The sequence below is a fragment of the Mesobacillus sp. QJM3NY_10 genome, from assembly GCF_056173465.1.
This window is the reverse complement of the sequence record NZ_CM149675.1, coordinates 2,417,585-2,435,079: the sequence shown is the minus strand read 5'-3', so window position 1 is coordinate 2,435,079 and position 17,495 is coordinate 2,417,585. Positions and strand designations below refer to the sequence as shown.

At 40.1% G+C, this 17,495-nt stretch carries 21 protein-coding genes; 7 read left to right on the top strand and 14 right to left on the bottom strand.

What is annotated here, in order from left to right:
* Nucleotides 1-30: 30 nt before the first annotated feature.
* Together AC0VX7_RS12295 and AC0VX7_RS12290 are read right to left on the bottom strand one after the other, a co-directional pair.
* Complete coding sequence (locus tag AC0VX7_RS12295; protein WP_475424441.1) at nt 31-186, bottom strand: hypothetical protein; 156 nt, start codon at nt 184-186, stop codon at nt 31-33.
* A gap of 110 nt (nt 187-296) precedes the next feature.
* A complete protein-coding gene (locus tag AC0VX7_RS12290) occupies nt 297-1,316 on the bottom strand; it encodes a VanW family protein (protein ID WP_475424440.1) in 1,020 nt (339 codons plus the stop codon).
* 172 nt (nt 1,317-1,488) lie between these two features.
* On the opposite strand from AC0VX7_RS12290, the gene AC0VX7_RS12285 reads away from it, so the two are divergent.
* On the top strand, nt 1,489-1,920 hold the full coding sequence (locus tag AC0VX7_RS12285; protein WP_475424439.1) for a DUF4395 domain-containing protein: 432 nt from the start codon (nt 1,489-1,491) through the stop codon (nt 1,918-1,920).
* A 19-nt stretch (nt 1,921-1,939) separates the two neighbouring features.
* Here AC0VX7_RS12285 and AC0VX7_RS12280 read toward each other — a convergent pair whose 3' ends face one another.
* The gene (locus tag AC0VX7_RS12280) at nt 1,940-2,476 is read right to left on the bottom strand and encodes a DUF1572 family protein (RefSeq protein ID WP_475424438.1); all 537 of its coding nucleotides are present in this window, start codon (nt 2,474-2,476) and stop codon (nt 1,940-1,942) included.
* Between the two features lie 177 nt (nt 2,477-2,653).
* Nucleotides 2,654-4,021, bottom strand: coding sequence for an MATE family efflux transporter (locus AC0VX7_RS12275; RefSeq protein ID WP_475424437.1), 1,368 nt, complete (start codon nt 4,019-4,021; stop codon nt 2,654-2,656).
* Nucleotides 4,022-4,194: 173 nt separating this feature from the next.
* Here AC0VX7_RS12275 and AC0VX7_RS12270 point away from each other — a divergent pair, with 173 nt between their 5' ends.
* A complete protein-coding gene (locus AC0VX7_RS12270) occupies nt 4,195-5,031 on the top strand; it encodes a GDSL-type esterase/lipase family protein (protein WP_475424436.1) in 837 nt (278 codons plus the stop codon).
* Between the two features lie 28 nt (nt 5,032-5,059).
* Here AC0VX7_RS12270 and AC0VX7_RS12265 read toward each other — a convergent pair whose 3' ends face one another.
* From AC0VX7_RS12265 to AC0VX7_RS12250, 4 genes are all read right to left on the bottom strand, one after another.
* Nucleotides 5,060-5,206, bottom strand: a complete 147-nt coding sequence (locus AC0VX7_RS12265; RefSeq protein WP_215030217.1) for a hypothetical protein — start codon at nt 5,204-5,206, stop codon at nt 5,060-5,062.
* Between the two features lie 62 nt (nt 5,207-5,268).
* Nucleotides 5,269-6,273, bottom strand: coding sequence for a DUF3231 family protein (locus AC0VX7_RS12260; protein ID WP_475424435.1), 1,005 nt, complete (start codon nt 6,271-6,273; stop codon nt 5,269-5,271).
* 204 nt (nt 6,274-6,477) lie between these two features.
* Nucleotides 6,478-6,816, bottom strand: a complete 339-nt coding sequence (locus AC0VX7_RS12255; protein ID WP_475424434.1) for a nuclear transport factor 2 family protein — start codon at nt 6,814-6,816, stop codon at nt 6,478-6,480.
* A gap of 72 nt (nt 6,817-6,888) precedes the next feature.
* A complete protein-coding gene (locus AC0VX7_RS12250) occupies nt 6,889-8,427 on the bottom strand; it encodes a DHA2 family efflux MFS transporter permease subunit (protein ID WP_475424433.1) in 1,539 nt (512 codons plus the stop codon).
* A 181-nt stretch (nt 8,428-8,608) separates the two neighbouring features.
* Between AC0VX7_RS12250 and AC0VX7_RS12245 the strand changes: the two genes are divergently transcribed.
* Complete coding sequence (locus tag AC0VX7_RS12245) at nt 8,609-9,478, top strand: TetR/AcrR family transcriptional regulator (RefSeq protein WP_475424432.1); 870 nt, start codon at nt 8,609-8,611, stop codon at nt 9,476-9,478.
* 500 nt (nt 9,479-9,978) lie between these two features.
* On the opposite strand, the gene AC0VX7_RS12240 is transcribed toward AC0VX7_RS12245, so the two are convergent.
* Nucleotides 9,979-10,689, bottom strand: coding sequence for a DUF2161 domain-containing phosphodiesterase (locus tag AC0VX7_RS12240; RefSeq protein ID WP_475424431.1), 711 nt, complete (start codon nt 10,687-10,689; stop codon nt 9,979-9,981).
* 126 nt (nt 10,690-10,815) lie between these two features.
* Here AC0VX7_RS12240 and AC0VX7_RS12235 point away from each other — a divergent pair, with 126 nt between their 5' ends.
* On the top strand, nt 10,816-11,121 hold the full coding sequence (locus AC0VX7_RS12235) for a hypothetical protein (protein ID WP_475424430.1): 306 nt from the start codon (nt 10,816-10,818) through the stop codon (nt 11,119-11,121).
* Between the two features lie 32 nt (nt 11,122-11,153).
* Here the strand turns inward: AC0VX7_RS12235 and AC0VX7_RS12230 are convergent, their stop codons facing one another.
* From AC0VX7_RS12230 to AC0VX7_RS12220, 3 genes are all read right to left on the bottom strand, one after another.
* Complete coding sequence (locus tag AC0VX7_RS12230; protein ID WP_475424429.1) at nt 11,154-11,606, bottom strand: CoxG family protein; 453 nt, start codon at nt 11,604-11,606, stop codon at nt 11,154-11,156.
* A 292-nt stretch (nt 11,607-11,898) separates the two neighbouring features.
* Nucleotides 11,899-12,756 (bottom strand): MBL fold metallo-hydrolase, encoded by an 858-nt coding sequence (locus AC0VX7_RS12225; RefSeq protein ID WP_475424428.1) that lies wholly within the window; start codon nt 12,754-12,756, stop codon nt 11,899-11,901.
* Between the two features lie 9 nt (nt 12,757-12,765).
* Entirely contained in the window at nt 12,766-13,731 is a 966-nt protein-coding gene (locus AC0VX7_RS12220) for an alpha/beta hydrolase (protein WP_475424427.1), read from the bottom strand.
* 155 nt (nt 13,732-13,886) lie between these two features.
* Between AC0VX7_RS12220 and AC0VX7_RS12215 the strand changes: the two genes are divergently transcribed.
* Nucleotides 13,887-14,195, top strand: a complete 309-nt coding sequence (locus AC0VX7_RS12215; protein WP_475424426.1) for a hypothetical protein — start codon at nt 13,887-13,889, stop codon at nt 14,193-14,195.
* Between the two features lie 29 nt (nt 14,196-14,224).
* Here the strand turns inward: AC0VX7_RS12215 and AC0VX7_RS12210 are convergent, their stop codons facing one another.
* On the bottom strand, nt 14,225-14,980 hold the full coding sequence (locus tag AC0VX7_RS12210) for an NAD-dependent protein deacylase (RefSeq protein ID WP_475424425.1): 756 nt from the start codon (nt 14,978-14,980) through the stop codon (nt 14,225-14,227).
* Between the two features lie 122 nt (nt 14,981-15,102).
* Here AC0VX7_RS12210 and AC0VX7_RS12205 point away from each other — a divergent pair, with 122 nt between their 5' ends.
* Complete coding sequence (locus AC0VX7_RS12205; protein WP_215029918.1) at nt 15,103-15,693, top strand: biotin transporter BioY; 591 nt, start codon at nt 15,103-15,105, stop codon at nt 15,691-15,693.
* 97 nt (nt 15,694-15,790) lie between these two features.
* Here the strand turns inward: AC0VX7_RS12205 and AC0VX7_RS12200 are convergent, their stop codons facing one another.
* Nucleotides 15,791-15,973 carry a hypothetical protein gene (locus AC0VX7_RS12200; protein ID WP_475424424.1) on the bottom strand — a complete coding sequence of 61 codons (183 nt, stop codon included), beginning with the start codon at nt 15,971-15,973 and terminating at the stop codon, nt 15,791-15,793.
* Between the two features lie 260 nt (nt 15,974-16,233).
* Here AC0VX7_RS12200 and AC0VX7_RS12195 point away from each other — a divergent pair, with 260 nt between their 5' ends.
* On the top strand, nt 16,234-17,475 hold the full coding sequence (locus AC0VX7_RS12195) for a cytochrome P450 (protein ID WP_475424423.1): 1,242 nt from the start codon (nt 16,234-16,236) through the stop codon (nt 17,473-17,475).
* Nucleotides 17,476-17,495: the final 20 nt, after the last annotated feature.

The following is a 17,495-nucleotide window of genomic DNA, read 5'->3' as shown; positions in this document are numbered from 1 at the left end:
TAAAACCTGCTGTATAAAATAAATACTTTATTACTTTGATCTTTTCTCCCTCCTAAAAGCATTGTTCCAGCTAAACCTTTTAAATTCTTGATAAAGTTTATATGTTTCTCGAAAATCATCTTTCCGCTTCATTTCTTCTTTCTTTGTATTCCAGATATATTCTAAAGCTAAATAATTCATATCCATATGGTTCGCCTCCCTTGTTCTTAATTCAAGAATAAGGGAATTGAAGAATGGAAACATTCACCATCAGATTGATTCTTTCTACGCCTTTTGACGGAATTGATTTAAGACTGTTAAATGCCTTTTTTCATTTGTGTTTCATATTCCTTGGATGTCCTCACTTCTACGGTCAAAGTACCTTTTCCTACTATTGCTTTCAGTAAAAGTGGCACGCCTGTTGTGTTCTCGAACCTGAAATCCTTGCCTCCATAGGAAACCGTTGCGTCCCTTCCTTCAGGAACATAGCCTACAGATAGGGAATGATGATGTTTCTCCACATAACCAACACCAAGAACATCCACAGCATTATACAAAGTTGAAGAAGTCTGGCAGATGCCGCCTCCTATCCCCATAACCAGCTTTTTGTTGACAATTTCCTCAGCAGGCTGATAGCCATGAGCTTCATCGCTCGGCCCGACAGTTGTATTAAAGGAAAACACATCCCCTGCGCCCAGGATGACATTGTTGATTGCTTCCGCTGACAGCTCAATATTCTTTGTTCTGCCCGCAACCCCAGCGTTAAAATAGGTTGTATACTTTCCTACAATAACCTCGCCGAGCAGGGCAGCATCATCGATTTCATATCCGCTTGCCGTTACATAAAGCGGAAGCTCGACGGTTCCTCCATTTTCTGAAGCCTGGAGAATGTTATCGACGAATTCGGTTTCCTCCAAAATAATTAAAGGACTGCCTTTAATCACCTGGCCATCTGGACCAAGTTTATCCGGTATCATCCGTTGGTCATAACCTGGTGTCACGTCATTTCCGCGAGCTAATTCACGAGCCCATTTTTCCAATTCAGCTTTATACTTTTCATTTTCTGTTCCGTATCCCATTTCAACCGGTGTAATAGACTTGATCACTTCTTGAGTGGCAGGCTCAATTACATTTACTACTATTGGTTGAGCTACTTCTTCTTCTTCTTGTTCAACTGCCTCCTTTTCTTTTTTTTCATCTTTACTTCCTGTCTTGCCCTCCTGTTCAATCCCCTTTTTTTCCGTTCCAGCTTTCTCTGCAATTGGTTGTGAACAGCCAGCTAATCCAATGAATGCCGCAAAAAATAAAAACCAAATGACCTTCAAATTTCTCCCCATGTTTCCCCCATCATTTCTATTTATATTTAAAACCAGCATTTCATTATATTCAGGAATACTTTTCCATATTTCCTAAAAAATTCACTTCTGAAAAATTAATTGCTTTAGTCTTCACATTTTAGGGAAAAAAAGATAAAATACATATAAACCAATAAGAAAGGTCGGATTTAACATGACTACTGAGATTCGCTCAATTCCTCGGCCCTTGGTAAGAACCAATCAGTGGTTCATTGTCTTAAGTGTTTTAAGTACCTGGTTAACAGGTAGTGAATGGATCTTGACTTTGCCACTGCTCGCAGGAATTTCAGGACTGCTGTTCGGATATAATCCAGTAATGCGAATCGCCAGACGTTTCCTGCGAAAACAAACGTCTGATTATATCCCGGAAGACTGGGAACAACAGCAGTTCAATCAAAAAATCGCTGTTTTCTGCTTAGCAGGCGGAATTATTTCCTATGCCAGCGGTTTAACGGCATTGGGACATATATTTACCGTGATGGTTGCGTTGGCCGCATTTATTGCAATTCTGGGATTTTGCATAGGCTGCTTTATTCGTTTTCAATTGTCTAAATATAAGCCAAAGAAACATGCAACAAATTCTTAAGAGGGTCCCGTCTTTTTTACTAGCGGGTCTCTTCTTTTTTTGACATCCCCATCATTTTTTCGTTGAATTGCTGAGAATGACCCTTAGGAATACTGAGTGTATTCCAATCCTCATTTTTAATCATCTTTGCTAGATAGACAATCTGCCCAGCATGAGTTGCTTGATGGACAATTTGGCGCTGGATGGCTTCAATCGCAGTGTGCGGTTCGTTTCTGATTAAGACTGTTTGTTCCAAGTCCTTTTCCGTTAACTGTGAAAGCGTCTGAAAAAGCACAGTCCAGCCATCATTCCAATGAGTCAGCAAGTCTTCCCTCGCGGCAAATGTTCCCTTGAATTCTCCATCTCTATTGCGGTCTGGTTTTTCACCATCAGAGGTCAAAAAGTCACGGAATCTCGATTTAAGATTACCGCTCATATGCTTTGCAATTATGGCAATACTGTTGGATTCTTCATTTGGAGAAAAATGGAGCTGGTCCAGATTCAATTGTTCCATCGCTTTCTCTGCCTGAATTTTAATGTATTTGAAATTTTCATTAGCTAACTTTAAATAACTCAATTTCCGCACCTCCCTAAAATAATATTCCTCCAAAAAGACTGGATTCCTTCTACAATTTTCCATAATCAGGATAAAATTTTTAATGATAATTCCTTTAAATCTGATCAGAGCAATAGAATTAATCATATTAGTTTTCCAAAAAAAAGTGAGATTCCTAATAAGGAACCTCACACATTTTTATACCACCCCTGCCAAGTTACCGTTAAAACGACGTTTTTGGATAAATATCAATCTTAGTGACAAGGATATTCCCGCTGCAAGCAATCCGATGGTCAGCCCTACCCAATATCCCGAAGCTCCAAGTCCGGTATTATGGGCCAGCAGATAGCCAACCGGCAGGCAGATGAGCCAGTAGGCAATCAAGGTGATAATAAAGGATATATTTACATCTCTATACCCGCGCAATGCTGCGAGCGCCGTGGCCTGGATTGCGTCGGATATCATGAAAAACAAGGCATATATCAAAAATTGTCCAGTTAAAGCGATCACTGCTGGTTCATTTGAATAAAATCCTGCTACCTCATAACGGAATAGCACGACTAGCAATCCAGCACCAACTGCAATAATGGCACCAAGATAAATCCCCATCCAGCTGTAGGCTTTGGCATCATTATAACGGCCTGCACCGACTTCAAATCCGACCAAAACAGTTTGCGCCATAGAGATGCTCATCGGAATCATGTATAAAAAGGATACAATATTTAGAGCAGACTGGTACGCGGCAATCGTCGTGATATTGAATTTACTGATCAAAATCGTGACGACGGCAAACATACTTGTTTCGAAAAAGATTGATAAACCCATAGGGACCCCTATTTTGAGGATTTCCTTCACTTTTTCACCGGAAAATTCCTTGAAGTATTTCAAACCGACAAAATCCGAGAATGGTTTTTGCTTGATAATGACTGCTGCCGTTAATCCCGCAATCACATAATATGTAATCGACGTTGCATAACCAGCTCCTGATCCTCCTAATTCAGGGAAACCCCAATGACCGAAAATCAGAACATAGTTCAAGAAGAAGTTGATTGGTAACGACATCAGGAGGATATACATAACCACTCTAGTTTTTCCGAGTGCGTAAATGAATGATCTTAATACGTTAAAAATAAACAATGGGATGATTCCAAAACCTAACCCAGCCAGGTACCGGAACGCTGTTTCATGTACACTTTCAGGCAGGTTCATCGCTGTTAATATAGGATCTAGCAGAAAAACACCTAAAATGATGACAATTACTGCAATGATCAATGCCAAATATATTCCATGAGTGAGGATTGATGAAACTTCTTTTCCCTTCTTTTCACCAAAGCGCTGGGCTGCTATTGGCGAAACAGCAAGGAGTATCCCGCTGAGACCGGTGAAGACCGGGCTCCAAATCGATGACCCGATGGCCACACCAGCAAGGTCTGAAGAATTATATTTTCCTGACATGATGGTATTGAAAAAGACCATTGAAAACATCCCTAATTGTGTAATCAAGATCGGGATCAGCATGACAAAAATCTGTTTTATTTTTTCCTTTGTCGAAAAAGTCTGGTACATCTGTGTACTCCTTGAATATATTAATTATATAATTATAACAAAATATCTTTCCAATAACGGAAGTTTTTTCGTATCCCTAAATATTATCACTATTTTTAAAAATGGAAATACCCCCCTAATTATTTCCTTCTAAATCCTTGATACAATAGAAGTATATCGAGGAGTGAATCAACATGAAAATCATAAAAATTCTACTGCTTTCGTCCCTGCTTGCCGTCCTGTCGTTTTCCGCGTGGATTTACTATCCCCAATACCAAATCAATAAAATCAAGCAGGAAACTGCGCCTTCTGTTGAAAAGACAAATAAGCTGACCTATATAGATTACTACAGAACAATTCCGGACAGTACCATTAACCATCTCGCTCTCGGTGATTCAATCATACGTGGTTACCGTATTCCAGAGGAAGAGAATTTCATCAGTCAATTTTCCACCCAACTCGGTGATGAAACTGGCAAACAAGTTCTTTCACAAAACGAAGGAGTGATCGGGATAACAAGTGAGAGGTTAAATCTGCTCATTCAGGGTGGTGCGTATGACGAAGCGATCAAGGAAGCTGACCTCATTACCGTTAATGTTGGTGGCAATGACATTCTCAAAGCAGTAAAAAAAAGCGATATCTATAGTGCGCTGAAATCCTTTGAAAGTCTGCAAGAAGGTTTTTCACAAAACCTTGCGGAGATTACTTCAAAAATTGGTGAGTTGAATCCTTCGGCGACAATCGTCCTTCTTGAGCTTTATAACCCGATGCCAGCCGATCATCAATTTTATTCTCTTGCGGATAAACTTCTTCCAAAGTGGAATTTAATGATCTACGAAGCTGCAAAAGGTACATCGTCTTCCATTGTGGTACAAACTACGAATGTCATCAACAGCGATAATTTGGAATTCCTGGCTAGTGATGGAGTGCACCCGAACCCTTCAGGCAATACAGCTATATCAAGTCAGATGCTTGAGCAATTCCAACAACAGCATAAAGCGGATGCCGTCCTGGCAAACCGCCAAAATTAAGCTGGGCTATAAGCCTGGCTTTTATTTATTATTGCTGTTCCTCCTGGAAATGTTCATTTAACAAGCGGTTTTCAGTTGTGGCAAAATTGACGGATTGCAGACTCGTTTCTTCATCCAGTCCGAATAACTTGGCTACTTCGTTCTCATAAGCCCCTTCCATCTTATCTTTTCTCACGATATTCACCTCCCTCCATTGTCTTTCTAGCTGCGGTTTTAATCCGAGATGAAAAAAATTTGCTATGTTTTAGCCAAATCATTGCGATCTGCTGCGAGTGGTGGCTGTTCTAACCATCCCTCATCAATCATGATGTTTGCCCCGTCCTCAGCATATAATAAGATTTCTGCGTTTAAACGAGCGTAAATTGCTGCAATATCCTTTCTTTGACTGGCCGATACCGACATTCCATAGTTGCCGCTGCCGGAAAAGTTCATTATTCCAAAATGGAACATCATTAATTTATCAGAGAAAGGGGCTTCCTGAGATTTTGATACCTCATGATCCCAAGTCATCGGTACCGGAAGATTCTCATCACGAAGATATTCCGAAAAAACCTTGATGTGTTTTTCCGCTATTTCCTTCCCTCTCAGAAAATACTTCGTAACCTTTTTGGATTGTGCAACCTGGCTAAAACCAGTTGCAAGTGCTTCCCCCAATTTATTCGTTTGTATATTCCCAAAGAGATGTGTGATTTCCATCCCAGTCAAAGGACGTTTATCACCCATAAAGCCTGATAAAAAGGATTGCTTATGAATGAACTCATTTTTGTCCGGATAAGGAATATACGCAGGCCTGACTGATAGTCCCTTCTTTTTTAATAAGTCAGTTGCTTCATTATTCAACTCAATTGTTGACTGCAAACATTTCGTGTAAAAAGATAAAATATCATCCCTGAACATATGGGGCTGAATGAAACCATAGATAGCCAATCCCCCTCTTGCCATGTGCTTGATGTAATACAAATAGAATGGATCTGAAAATAACCTTGGTGCTCGTTTGTTTACATCCTGGGCTGTAAAACCGATGGGAATAGGAATATTTTCCTTAACAAAGATTTCTTTAATCCGTTCAACATGCTGTCTTGATATATCCAGTGCGTGTTTTACCACTGTCTTTATTTCCGAATCCTCTACCGTTTCAAGGAAATGTCCAAAAATACAGATAGACATTGAATCTCCAAGGTAATTTTGATGCAGTGCCGCTAATTCAGCTGATGTCAACTGGATGTTTTCATGATTTGCCACTTCTTTCAAACCCTTCTGTTTATTTAAGAATAGATTCCCCCTTGATAATGAAATTATAATGGTATTACTGCACCGGTTATGGGCAGCTTTTACAATTTTATTTGACTGATTTTTGATGCTAACTATATTAGTCCAAATAGTGACTAGGAATAGAAAAAGCCAGCACCTTGTATAATACAGATGCTGGCTTTCTATTGCAGTGGGTTACAAAAACCAAACTTTCACGATCTTTTCGCCTTCGATTTCATAAATGGCAACCGCTTTTTTCGGCTCGGAATTTTCCCTGCCTGTAACGAGTTCATGGTCAACAACCTTGTTTCCATGAACCATCCTGCCCAAAAGTTCCGCATGGTTATTTGGATGCTTTTTAAAAAGATTTCCATATCTGGTACGCATTTCATCTATACCTCTGGTAGTTACCTCGTTGCTTGGAAATCCCATGATTACTACATCTTCACTATACACTGACAAAAATTCATCTAAATTCTGTTTGTTATACGCATCGAGCTGTTTTTGTGCGAGCATTGCAGAGATTTCTTCCATAAATATTCTCCTATCCTTATAATTTATCCGCTTTTTATTATACAAAACCCCCTGGAATCCAGGGGGAGATAATTAGTTATTAACCAACTTATGAGAATGTTTCTTTGCAGGAGCTTTTTTACCAATGGTGTCTTCCGCCTGTGTTGCCCTTTTGATAAAGAAAGCGAGGATCAACGCAATCGCTGATAAAAATACAGTGACATAAAATGCGTCATTGATACCCTGCAGCATCGCTTGCATTGCTATCTGCTGCTCCATTTCAGCTTGAACAGCAGGTGTAACAGCTTTACCTGCAGCTGCTGCTTCTTTGAGTGCTGAGGCAGCTAATTCTTTTCCATAAGTTTCTGCCCTCATCGACATTACCGTCACTAACAAGGCTGTTCCGATTGCACCTGAAACCTGCTGCAATGTGTTGTTCATTGCTGTACCATGCGGATAATAACGTGCAGGCAATTGGTTTAGTCCGTTCGTGTTAACAGGCATATTAACCATCGACATACCGAACATGCGAACCGTATAAAGGATGATTAGCTGAGTATAAGTTGTTTCCATTGAAAGCTTGCTGAAATAGTAGCTTGTCACAAGCGTGATGATCAGGCCAATGACCGCCATTGCACGACCGCCAAATTTATCAAATAATCTTCCGGTAATCGGTGACATAATTGCCATGGCAATCGCGCCTGGCAACAGCATTAAGCCTGCATCCAATGGTGAAATCCCGCGTATTGTCTGCACGTAAATGGGCAGCAACAGCATTCCAGAGAACATCGCCATTGTCACGATCATCGAAATTACTGAAGATAAAGCAAACATCGGATACTTATAAATCCTGAAATTCAACATCGGATTATCCTGGCGTAATTGACGAAGGATAAAGACGATAAGTGAAACTGCCCCTATCGTTAATGTTAGATAAACATGTGGACTGTCCCATCCCTTCGAACCGGCAGAGCTGAAGCCGTACAGAAGTCCGCCAAATCCAACGCTCGATAACGATAGTGAAATAACGTCCAGACGCATATGCACTTTCTCTTTTTTATCTTTTAATAGGAAGAATCCGAGTAACAAGACCGTGGCTGCGATTGGCGTTACAAAATGGAAAAGCATTCTCCAGTCGTAATGCTCAATAAGCCAGCCTGAAAGTGTCGGACCTATGGCTGGTGCGAACATAAGCACCAATCCGAATACACCCATTGCGGTACCACGTTTTTCAATCGGGAAGCTTATAAGCATGACATTCATCAAAAGTGGCATCATGATCGCTGTACCGGATGCCTGGATCATCCGCCCTGCTAATAAAAGCGGAAACACATGTGCTGCTCCGGATAAGATCGTACCCAATGTGAATAAACTCATCGCAGTCAAAAATAAATTCCGTACCGAATACTTTTGGATCAAATACGCACTAAGAGGAATCATTATACCACTGACAAGCATGAAACCAGTTGTCAGCCACTGTACTGTCGTTGCTTCGACCTTCAAGTCAGTCATTATGGAAGGCAAAGCTATATTAAGTAATGTATTATTTAAAAAGGCTATAAAAGCTCCAACAATTAATACCGCCAATATTCCATAGGGCGGTTTGTCAGGTGTTTTCATATTATGTTCCATTCTAGTTTCCCCCTATATTGTTCACAAATTTGTAAACAATGTAATTGCATAGACACTAGCATATACCATCGGTACAATTTTTGCAACGTTTTTAAACAGCCATTACAAGGGGTTTGTAAAGTCCGAAAATTTAATGTAGTATATTTTTATACAACCGGTACAAAAAGGTTAAGGTGATGAAATGAACGACAGAAAACGCCATGTTATTGAAAAAGCACATCAGCTATTCATAGAAAAAGGATTCCAAGCCACCTCTATTCAGGATATCCTCGATTACAGCGGAATATCAAAAGGAACATTCTATAATTATTTTTCTTCCAAAAATCAACTGCTCATGGATATCTTTAGAACAACCTTTAAGAAGATAGAGATTGACCGGAATGGATTGCTGCTTGGCCAGGATCCAGGTGACCCGGAAATCTTTATAAGCCAAATCGAATTACAGATGACCGCAAACCGGGAAAATAAGATCGTTCCGCTTTTTGAAGAAGTGTTTTTCTCAGGTGATAAGGAGCTCAAACAGTTTATCGAAGTAGGGCAACTGAAAATATTGCGCTGGTTTTCTGATCGTCTCGGGGATATAACAAATGATATTTGCCAGCCTTACCTTCTCGATGCGGCCATTATGCTTAATGGGATACTGCTCCAGAACATCAGGTTCCATCGTAAAGCGAACGGAGAAGCTGCGAGTTTACATCCAGTAGTACGGTATAGTGTAACCCGAATTTTGAATATGCTTGATGAACTGGCACTATCTGGAGAACAATTAGTTCCACCGGAAATCATGGATCAATGGCTTCCCGTTTCCAGAACAGAGGAACTTGACTGGAGAATTAACATTCATTCAGTCATCTCTCGAATGAAGAAGCTGGACTGCAATAATACTGATTATCTTAAAAAGCTTGATTTCATTGAAGAAGAAATTCTTCGTTCCTCAAGGCCAAGAAAATTCCTGATTGACAGCGTCCTATTATCATTGGCCACGGTGAATAAAAATGAAGTCAGCGAGTTACAGGCACTGATAGATGAGAATCTGCTCGAAAAAGCATAAAAAGCGGGGAGAAAAAAGTTTATCTGTTTTCTCCCCGCTTTTTTGTAATTTAAGGTGAAGATCATGTTGGCTAAGCTAGTGGCGATCCCTTCATTGTGTTTATGTTTAACTGTAATTTAGTCTTGTCTCGATTTATCGGTAAATTATCAATGTAAAAGTAGGCATAATTTGCTTTTTTGATAGTAAGTCACAATAGCAGCTAAATTTTCGTCAATTTTCTCTATTATTATCCAGGATTTTATTGCTTAGAGAATTTTATTGGCGGTTTTCACAATTTTATTGGCGATAATTTAATTTTATTGGCGAAAATAAATTTTTATTGGCGAAAAGCACCTCTTTATTGGCGAAAATTGAAATTTATTGGCGAACTGGAAATTTTGAATGTTTTTTTCCAGCTAACAAACTAGTGATAAGGTTAAAAACAGCTCTCTATATGACTTTGATTTGTTTTTTCATGTAATTCTCTCCCGCAACTTAGGGGGCTTAACGTGCACTTAAAGTCAATCTTCCGTTTTCAGTCCGCCTAAATAATATTCCACAAGTTCTGGATAGTCTTCAAGTTCTTTCTTTCCTTGCTCTGTGATGACATAAATGCCTCTTTCCACTCTTTCAAACCAATTGTAATAGTTTTTTTGAAGGATTAATGGTGTCTTTTCCCCTGTACCGAGAGCAACCAGCGCTTTTGGAGACATTTGTCCGAGTTTTTCGAGATAACAGGCGATTTGGATGCAATTTTCTTTGTAGGCAGTCATGATCTTGGTTTTGCTGCTGCCGCCGATGTTGTAGTCAGCGCTTCTTCCTTCTATTTCTTTAATCAACGCTGCTTTCTTCCTCGTATTCTTGCTTGTCATGCGCTTATATGGTTCCGGGTGAACCTTAAACTCAACACTTTTCCGATTACCAGAAAATGATACGATGATCAGTCCCAATTCCAGCCTTTTTACTAATTGGATGATATCATTCCAGCGTTTCCTTGAAATGCGTTTTGGTTTCGGAATCGCGATATATACGAGATCAGTCAACCGCTGCCGTCTCGTTGCCTGAAGCAAAAGGTCGATATTCAGATTCAGTTTTAGTTCAACGATTATTAGATCCTCATCCTTAACAGCTGTTAAATCGCAATCGTGCACCTCACCATTGACACGATAGCCCTGTTTTATAAAATGCTTTCGGATCGGCTCATATAAATCGGCTTCGTATAGTTTCGTCATGTGTCAAACCCTTCTGTCCATCCTGCCGTTTTTCCTACCATTATATCAAACTTTTAAAGGGTTTAAGTCATTTAGACAAGCCTTCTTCATATAATGGTTACGGATGAACAAGTGGAGGATGAACAAATGAGGGTATTGTTGCTGTTTTTATTGACCCTTCTTCTTGGGTTGATGGTTTTCCTGAAGTTTGAAATGGATGAAGCGCGAAAGGTTTCCAATGAGGTTGAAACTGATTATATTTCAGAAGAATTTATCATCAACAAGAGCGACGATTCTGGATTTTATGGAGAGAGCACGGACGGAAAAAGCATTTATTTTAAAAAAGAAAAAGTGCCAGCTTACGTGAAAATCCAAAGTGGCGATTCCGTTCTAGTTTATTTTGATAAGAGCGGCCGAATTGATGGCCCTGTTAAAATCGAGAAAATAGACTAGGGAGCCAGCAGATTGCGGGCTCCCTATACTTTTTATCGAATAGCTTTTCTTTCCTCAAGTTTCTGGGCGATCGCTGTCGTTAGCTCTTGGCCACTTTTCGGGAGTGAAGTCTTCATGACTGCATTCATAACCGGTGCAAGGGCACCATCTGCCGTCATTTCTAGATAACCAGTCATCTTTGTCCGGTTTGGCCCTAACGCTTCTGCGTTAAAATATCCGTTTCCAGTCAGATTTTCATTGATTCCTTTCAAGTCAAACATCACCCTGGTCGGTTCAATCCACTCTGTTATGGTCACCTGTAAGCTGATTTTTTTCTTTAATACACCCACCGTTTCCTTGAATGTCCAGTTGGACTGCTTTTCGCTTAATTTTTCATGGCTGATATATCCGGGCAATAATGGTGCCCAGTTGTCCATGTCTTTTACAAAATCCCAAACCTGGTCTATCGGAACATCAATTATGATATCGTGTTTTCCTTCTGGCATGATATCTCCTCCTTTGTAGAACATCCTTTAAGAGATATATGTTTTTCGTGCAAATTTATTCTTTGTCCTTCCCAACTGCCAACAAATTGGATAACGCAGAGATTACGAGGGATTTTGTAGTGATTATTACAAGTTTCGTAGGGCAATTTCGTAGAGAATATCAGTAAAAACATAGCGATTGACGATCATTTCGTAGAGAATACGCCAACAGACATTAAGCACTCAGAGCATACAATCAGTACTTTTCCTTTTATATGAAAAAAACACACCAATTTGGTGTGCTTAACGATATTTACTTCATTTCAAATCCGTTGACGAAGTATTCTATCGTTTCAAGTTCTTCTTCTGTAAGGTCTCTGTTAACCTCTTTTCTGAACTCCTCTATCAACAATTTTTGATCTCCACCATGCTTTTCAGTCAAATCTCCAATGGATCTTAAGAGATTCGCTTGATTTTTGAACTCTTCTTTAGAAATTATGCCAGAGTGAGAAAGTATGTAAGTGTCTGCATCAAACACTTCAATTTTCCTCAGTAGGTCTCTTGTTCCCTCGACAGTATAGTTGTCTTTTGCCGAAAAGATATCGGGATAAATGCTGTCAGCCAGGAACAATATTTTTTCCTCTTTGACATATACGACCACCGAATCTTCAGCATGGTCACCGCCCACATGCTTGATAATGCAGGTAATGCCGCCAAGATCTATATCGATTTCATCTTCAAAGGTCATCTCAGGCAAAGTGATTGTAATGTCCCGTTGATCCGGAAACTCTTGTTTTATCGCGTTCGCGCAAAATTCAATTTCAGTTCCTTCTGCTACCCTTTGGTCGAGTGCCTCATTTGACCAGGATAAAGGGACCAGCTTTTCAATCTCATTCCTCGTTTTCTTTGAAGAGATTGAAACGGTATTTTCAAGCGCAGACTGGCCGAATATATGGTCCCAATGCCAGTGTGTCAATACCACATAAGATGGCTCATCTACACCCTGTTCTTTTAACATACCTTTGAAATGATTGGCGTGCGCTTCAGAGTTCCCGGCGTCAATCATCAGCGTTCTTTCATTGCCTGCGACCATCCCGAGGATTGGCCTGTCTGTTTCAGAAACAGGCGTCATATACCAAAATCGCTTCCCTATTCTTTCGATTGATTGCATTTAATTCACCTATTTTCCAGTGGCTTTTGTCCAGAATTCCTTTAATTTTTCTTGATACTCTTGTTCAGCGATCGTGTATGCCTCCGTGTGCCCGGCGCCTGGAACAATCCATAGCTCTTTATCGCTTTTCGCTAATTCGAATATGCGTATTCCCATTTCAGTCGGTACTAATGCATCCTTGTCACCATGAATGATGAGTAATGGGAGTCTATTTTTCTCTACACTGTCTAATGCCGAGGCTTCAGCGAATGTGTAGCCTGCCCTGATATTCGTGATCACACTGGTAACCTGCATGACCGGGAATGCTGGAAGATTATACAGGTATTTCAATTGGTGGCTCAGTTCCTCAAGAACCGTCGTATACCCACTGTCAGCAATAATTCCCTTGACCTGTTCAGGAAGTTTTTCTCCGCTTGCCATCAGTACAGTTGCTGCACCCATGGAAAAGCCATGCAGGAAAATATCATCAGCCCCAGCTTCTTTAGCTAAAAACTTTGACCATAGTACATAATCCTTGCGATCATGCCAGCCATAACCTATATAATCACCTTCACTCAAGCCATGACCTCTCGCATCAGGCTTAAGAATATCATACCCTTGCTCATAGTAAAACTTCGTGATTCCTGGCATTTGCTCACTATTCCCTTTATATCCATGGGCTAGAATAACAGCTTTACCCGAGGGCTGATTATTTTTTAAAAACCGCGCTTTCAGCTTAAGGCCGTCTTCCGATTTTATTTCAACCATTTCAAAGTTTTGCTTTTCTGTCCAGGCTGTAATTTCCTCCAGTTTCTTCTGCTCCTCTTCTTCACTTAGCAGTTTGGCTGCTGTGACACTTTCCCCGCCGCCATGAAGATCCACAGATTCTTGACCTCGATTTATGGCAACATTATAAAAGTAATTACCAGCAGCAAACAATCCGATGAAAATCGCGAGAAACGTACCGCTCGCTATCAATATTATCTTTTTCTTCACAGCCAGATTCCCCTTTTCCCCCTAGTTTCTTTATCTATTTAAAAATAGTTTACCAGATAGGGCGAAAAAAAAGACCAATTTGCAGGATTTTGTAAAAGTTAGATTTGCCCGTTTCATGGGTATATATAAGTAAAACCGATAGGAGGCTGATTGAAATGGGAATTGAGAAAAAACATATCCTTAAATCATATAAAAACGAACAAGAAGCCATCGATTCAATTGAAAAGATAAAGGATGAAAAAGATCATCCTGTCAACAGTTCCATTTCAGGCTATAATGTCGAAGAGAAATCCACTAAAGAATATCCTACCAACGCCTTCAGTCCAGGCGAGCTTGATATGGGAGAACCTGCATTCAAAGATTACGAGGATGACCCTTCAGAAAACCCCGGGGTAGAAGCGAATAAAAACAAGGATATCGACAGGCCGTTGCCTGAACGAGCTATGCATAATCGCATCAGATAAGACCAGGTGCACGGGTTTTTCCGTGCACTTTACTTTAGATTTCGATCTATACTAGTTAATGTTTTACCTATGGAGTCATGGATCACATATGTATCAGGTGCATAGTCATATGGAGTCTCACTCTTGTTGATGATAATCATAGGAATTCCGTCACTTTTATATTGAGGAAATGCTGAAAATGGGGTAACTTTCAAGCTCGAACCCAACACTAGCACACAGTCCGCGTCAGCAATAAATCCTAGAATCTGTTCAAACCCTTCACTTGTGAACCATTCCCCCGCATCCCCGAATAAAACGACATCAGGTTTTATGTAACTTCCTGAATTGCAGCGATCGCAAACATAATAATGATTTGTCTCTTTCATTCTGTTTATCATTACTTCCAAACTATATTTCACGCCACAATTTAGACAGGACGCCGTTTTCATCGTCCCATGGAATTCAATGACATTTTTATTTCCAGCTTTTTGGTGGAGTCCATCTATATTTTGCGTGATGATATGATGAACTTTTCCCTCTTTCTCCCATTTAGCCAGAATATCGTGCCCTTTATTCGGAACAGAATTTGGATGGTAAAGATTTTCGATTGCGAATTCGTAAAAATCTTTTGGATCTTTATAAAAATACTCTAAAGACAGGATATATTCGGGAGCCATGGCATAAAGCCCTGTGCTGGAACGAAAATCCCTGATCCCTGATTCAGTGCTGATTCCTGCACCAGAAAGCACAACAATTTTGTTCGCATTTTGTATGATTTTCGTACTTAACTCAAGATTTAGGTCCATGAAGATCAGCTCCTTCATTAAGTTAATTCGATTATGTTAACCAAACTACATTTGTGTTGACATATAATATTCAAAAAGTTTAATCTGTTAATGTACAGAAAATACATAAAGGGGATTTAGTAATGAAATTTAGAACACTAGATTTAACATTGGCAGCGATGTTTGTTGCCCTGATGGCTTTTGGCTCGAACATCACATCTATCGTACCTTTCATGGTTGTCGGCGGCGTGCCAATCACATTGCAAACCTTCTTCGCCATTCTTGCTGGAGCCGTTCTAGGCAGCCGGTTAGGCGCTATTTCAATGGTCGTTTACGCATTAGTAGGACTAGTAGGTGTCCCTGTTTTCGCTCAATTCGGCGCAGGTTTTGGAACATTGATCAGCCCGACTTTTGGTTTTATTCTTTCTTTTATTTTTACTGCTTACGCTGTTGGTAAAATTGTTGAGAAGAAACGTAGTGTTGCGACATTCATCATTGCCTCATTAATTGGACTTGCCATTAATTATATTATCGGAACAAACTGGATGTATTTTGCCTATAAATTCTGGGCAGCAGCTCCAGAGGGCTTTTCGTATGAAATGGCATGGCTATGGATGGTCGTTCCGCTGCCAAAAGATATCATCCTTGCAGTTTTTGCGGGTCTGATGGCAGCAAGACTTGAGAGATCTGTTCTTTCAAGACCAAGCTTCAGCCATTTACGCAAAACGGCTTAAAAAGGAATTCCTCTTGATTATAAAAAAATTCACAAGGAAGGACAGCTATTCCAGCTGTCCTTCTTTGTGCCCGGCGACGTCTTGTCCGACCTTTTTTTTACATTCCTGGTTGATGTTCCTTCAATTGCCTAACAATCGCCTTATCCCTCTCTCCTCCATCTGCGAGTTCTTCTGAAAACTCATGTTCTTGAAGTCCTGGCTTTCCTACAAGCTTTGAGCCTGCAATTGTTTCGGCAGAAAGGTTGTTATTCGGAGCACCTTCTTCATTCCATTTTCCCATTAAACCTAACCTCCCTTTCCTTACTATTTGTATAAGGCAGAAGTCGCATTCACCGATATATTATAGATCAGTTCTAGAAACTAACCCATCATAAATTTTCTAGGAAGGTTAACAAGAAGATAAAAACAATTATGAAAGCAGCAACCTCCAATGAATAACACTCACATGTTCTACGGAAAATGAATATGAATGCTTAGTTTATCTTTTACAATTAAGTGTAATTATTTATTAGATCATTCTATCTTAAAGGAGATTATTTAATGAGCATTCCACATGATAAAAGTCTGGATAACAGTATTGCTTTAATGAAAGAAGGATATCTTTTTATTCAGAACCGCATGGAAAAGTATAACACTGATATATTCACCGCGCGTCTTCTCGGTGAACAAGCCATTTGCATAAGCGGTGAAGAGGCGACAAAACTTTTCTATGATAATGACCGTTTTCAGAGAAAAGGTGCTGCACCTAAACGAATCCGAAAGTCCTTGTTTGGGGAGAATGCAATCCAGACTATGGACGGTAAAAACCATATACATAGGAAACTGCTTTTCATGTCACTGATGACTCCCCCGCACCAAAAACTATTAGGGCAGCTTGTAAGGGAGCAATGGCAAGCCTCTGCCCATAGATGGCATGAAAAAGAGGAAGTAATCCTTTTCGAAGAAGCTAAAGAAATTTTATGCAGAGTTGCGTGCAGCTGGGCTGGCGTCCCTTTGGAAGATGGTGAGGTCAAAGAACGTGCTGACGATTTCATGAATATGGTTGATGCTTTTGGTGCTGTTGGCCCAAGACATTGGAAAGGACGGAGATCGAGGACTAAAACGGAAGATTGGATAGAGGGTATTATTGAAAAAGTGCGTTCCGGGAAAATTTCTACGCGTGAAGGATCTGCTATTTACGAGATGGCTTTTCATAAACAACTTGATGGGAGTTTATTAGATGAACGGATGGCAGCAATCGAACTGATCAATGTATTGCGGCCTATTGTTGCAATTGCAACTTTCATCACCTTTTCTGCATTAGCTCTTCATGAATATCCAGAAGTCAAACGAAGATTACAGGCTGAGGATGAAGCGTACATCGGATTCGTTAATGAAGTCAGAAGGTATTACCCATTCGGCCCATTCCTCGGTGCCAGGGTCAAAAAGGATTTTATTTGGAAGCAAGCAGAATTCAAGAAAGGGATGCTGGTTCTTCTTGATATGTATGGAACAAATCATGATGCCCGTTTATGGGAAAATCCTAATTTATTTTACCCAGAGAGATTCAAGGAGTGGGATGGTAACATGTTTGATTTCATTCCCCAGGGAGGAGGCGATCCTGCTACAGGTCATAGATGTCCCGGTGAAGGTATTACGGTTGAAGTCATGAAATCCACAGTTGCCTTCCTAGTAAATGATATTGAGTATGAGGTGCCAGAACAGGACTTGAACTACAGTCTTGTCAGGATGCCAACCGTTCCTGAGAGTGGATTCATCATTAAGAATGTACAACCTAAATGAAAAATGGAGCCCTTCATTAT

Coding starts and splice junctions, on each gene's coding strand:
- AC0VX7_RS12250 (WP_475424433.1), bottom strand. CDS start 8,427: ATGGAACATAATATGAAAACACCTGACAAACCGCCCTATGGAATATTG.
- AC0VX7_RS12240 (WP_475424431.1), bottom strand. CDS start 10,689: ATGACGAAACTATACGAAGCCGATTTATATGAGCCGATCCGAAAGCAT.
- AC0VX7_RS12215 (WP_475424426.1), top strand. CDS start 13,887: ATGGGAATTGAGAAAAAACATATCCTTAAATCATATAAAAACGAACAA.
- AC0VX7_RS12285 (WP_475424439.1), top strand. CDS start 1,489: ATGACTACTGAGATTCGCTCAATTCCTCGGCCCTTGGTAAGAACCAAT.
- AC0VX7_RS12195 (WP_475424423.1), top strand. CDS start 16,234: ATGAGCATTCCACATGATAAAAGTCTGGATAACAGTATTGCTTTAATG.
- AC0VX7_RS12275 (WP_475424437.1), bottom strand. CDS start 4,021: ATGTACCAGACTTTTTCGACAAAGGAAAAAATAAAACAGATTTTTGTC.
- AC0VX7_RS12295 (WP_475424441.1), bottom strand. CDS start 186: ATGGATATGAATTATTTAGCTTTAGAATATATCTGGAATACAAAGAAA.
- AC0VX7_RS12235 (WP_475424430.1), top strand. CDS start 10,816: ATGAGGGTATTGTTGCTGTTTTTATTGACCCTTCTTCTTGGGTTGATG.
- AC0VX7_RS12200 (WP_475424424.1), bottom strand. CDS start 15,973: ATGGGAAAATGGAATGAAGAAGGTGCTCCGAATAACAACCTTTCTGCC.
- AC0VX7_RS12225 (WP_475424428.1), bottom strand. CDS start 12,756: ATGCAATCAATCGAAAGAATAGGGAAGCGATTTTGGTATATGACGCCT.
- AC0VX7_RS12210 (WP_475424425.1), bottom strand. CDS start 14,980: ATGGACCTAAATCTTGAGTTAAGTACGAAAATCATACAAAATGCGAAC.
- AC0VX7_RS12230 (WP_475424429.1), bottom strand. CDS start 11,606: ATGCCAGAAGGAAAACACGATATCATAATTGATGTTCCGATAGACCAG.
- AC0VX7_RS12205 (WP_215029918.1), top strand. CDS start 15,103: ATGAAATTTAGAACACTAGATTTAACATTGGCAGCGATGTTTGTTGCC.
- AC0VX7_RS12245 (WP_475424432.1), top strand. CDS start 8,609: ATGAACGACAGAAAACGCCATGTTATTGAAAAAGCACATCAGCTATTC.
- AC0VX7_RS12270 (WP_475424436.1), top strand. CDS start 4,195: ATGAAAATCATAAAAATTCTACTGCTTTCGTCCCTGCTTGCCGTCCTG.
- AC0VX7_RS12290 (WP_475424440.1), bottom strand. CDS start 1,316: ATGGGGAGAAATTTGAAGGTCATTTGGTTTTTATTTTTTGCGGCATTC.
- AC0VX7_RS12255 (WP_475424434.1), bottom strand. CDS start 6,816: ATGGAAGAAATCTCTGCAATGCTCGCACAAAAACAGCTCGATGCGTAT.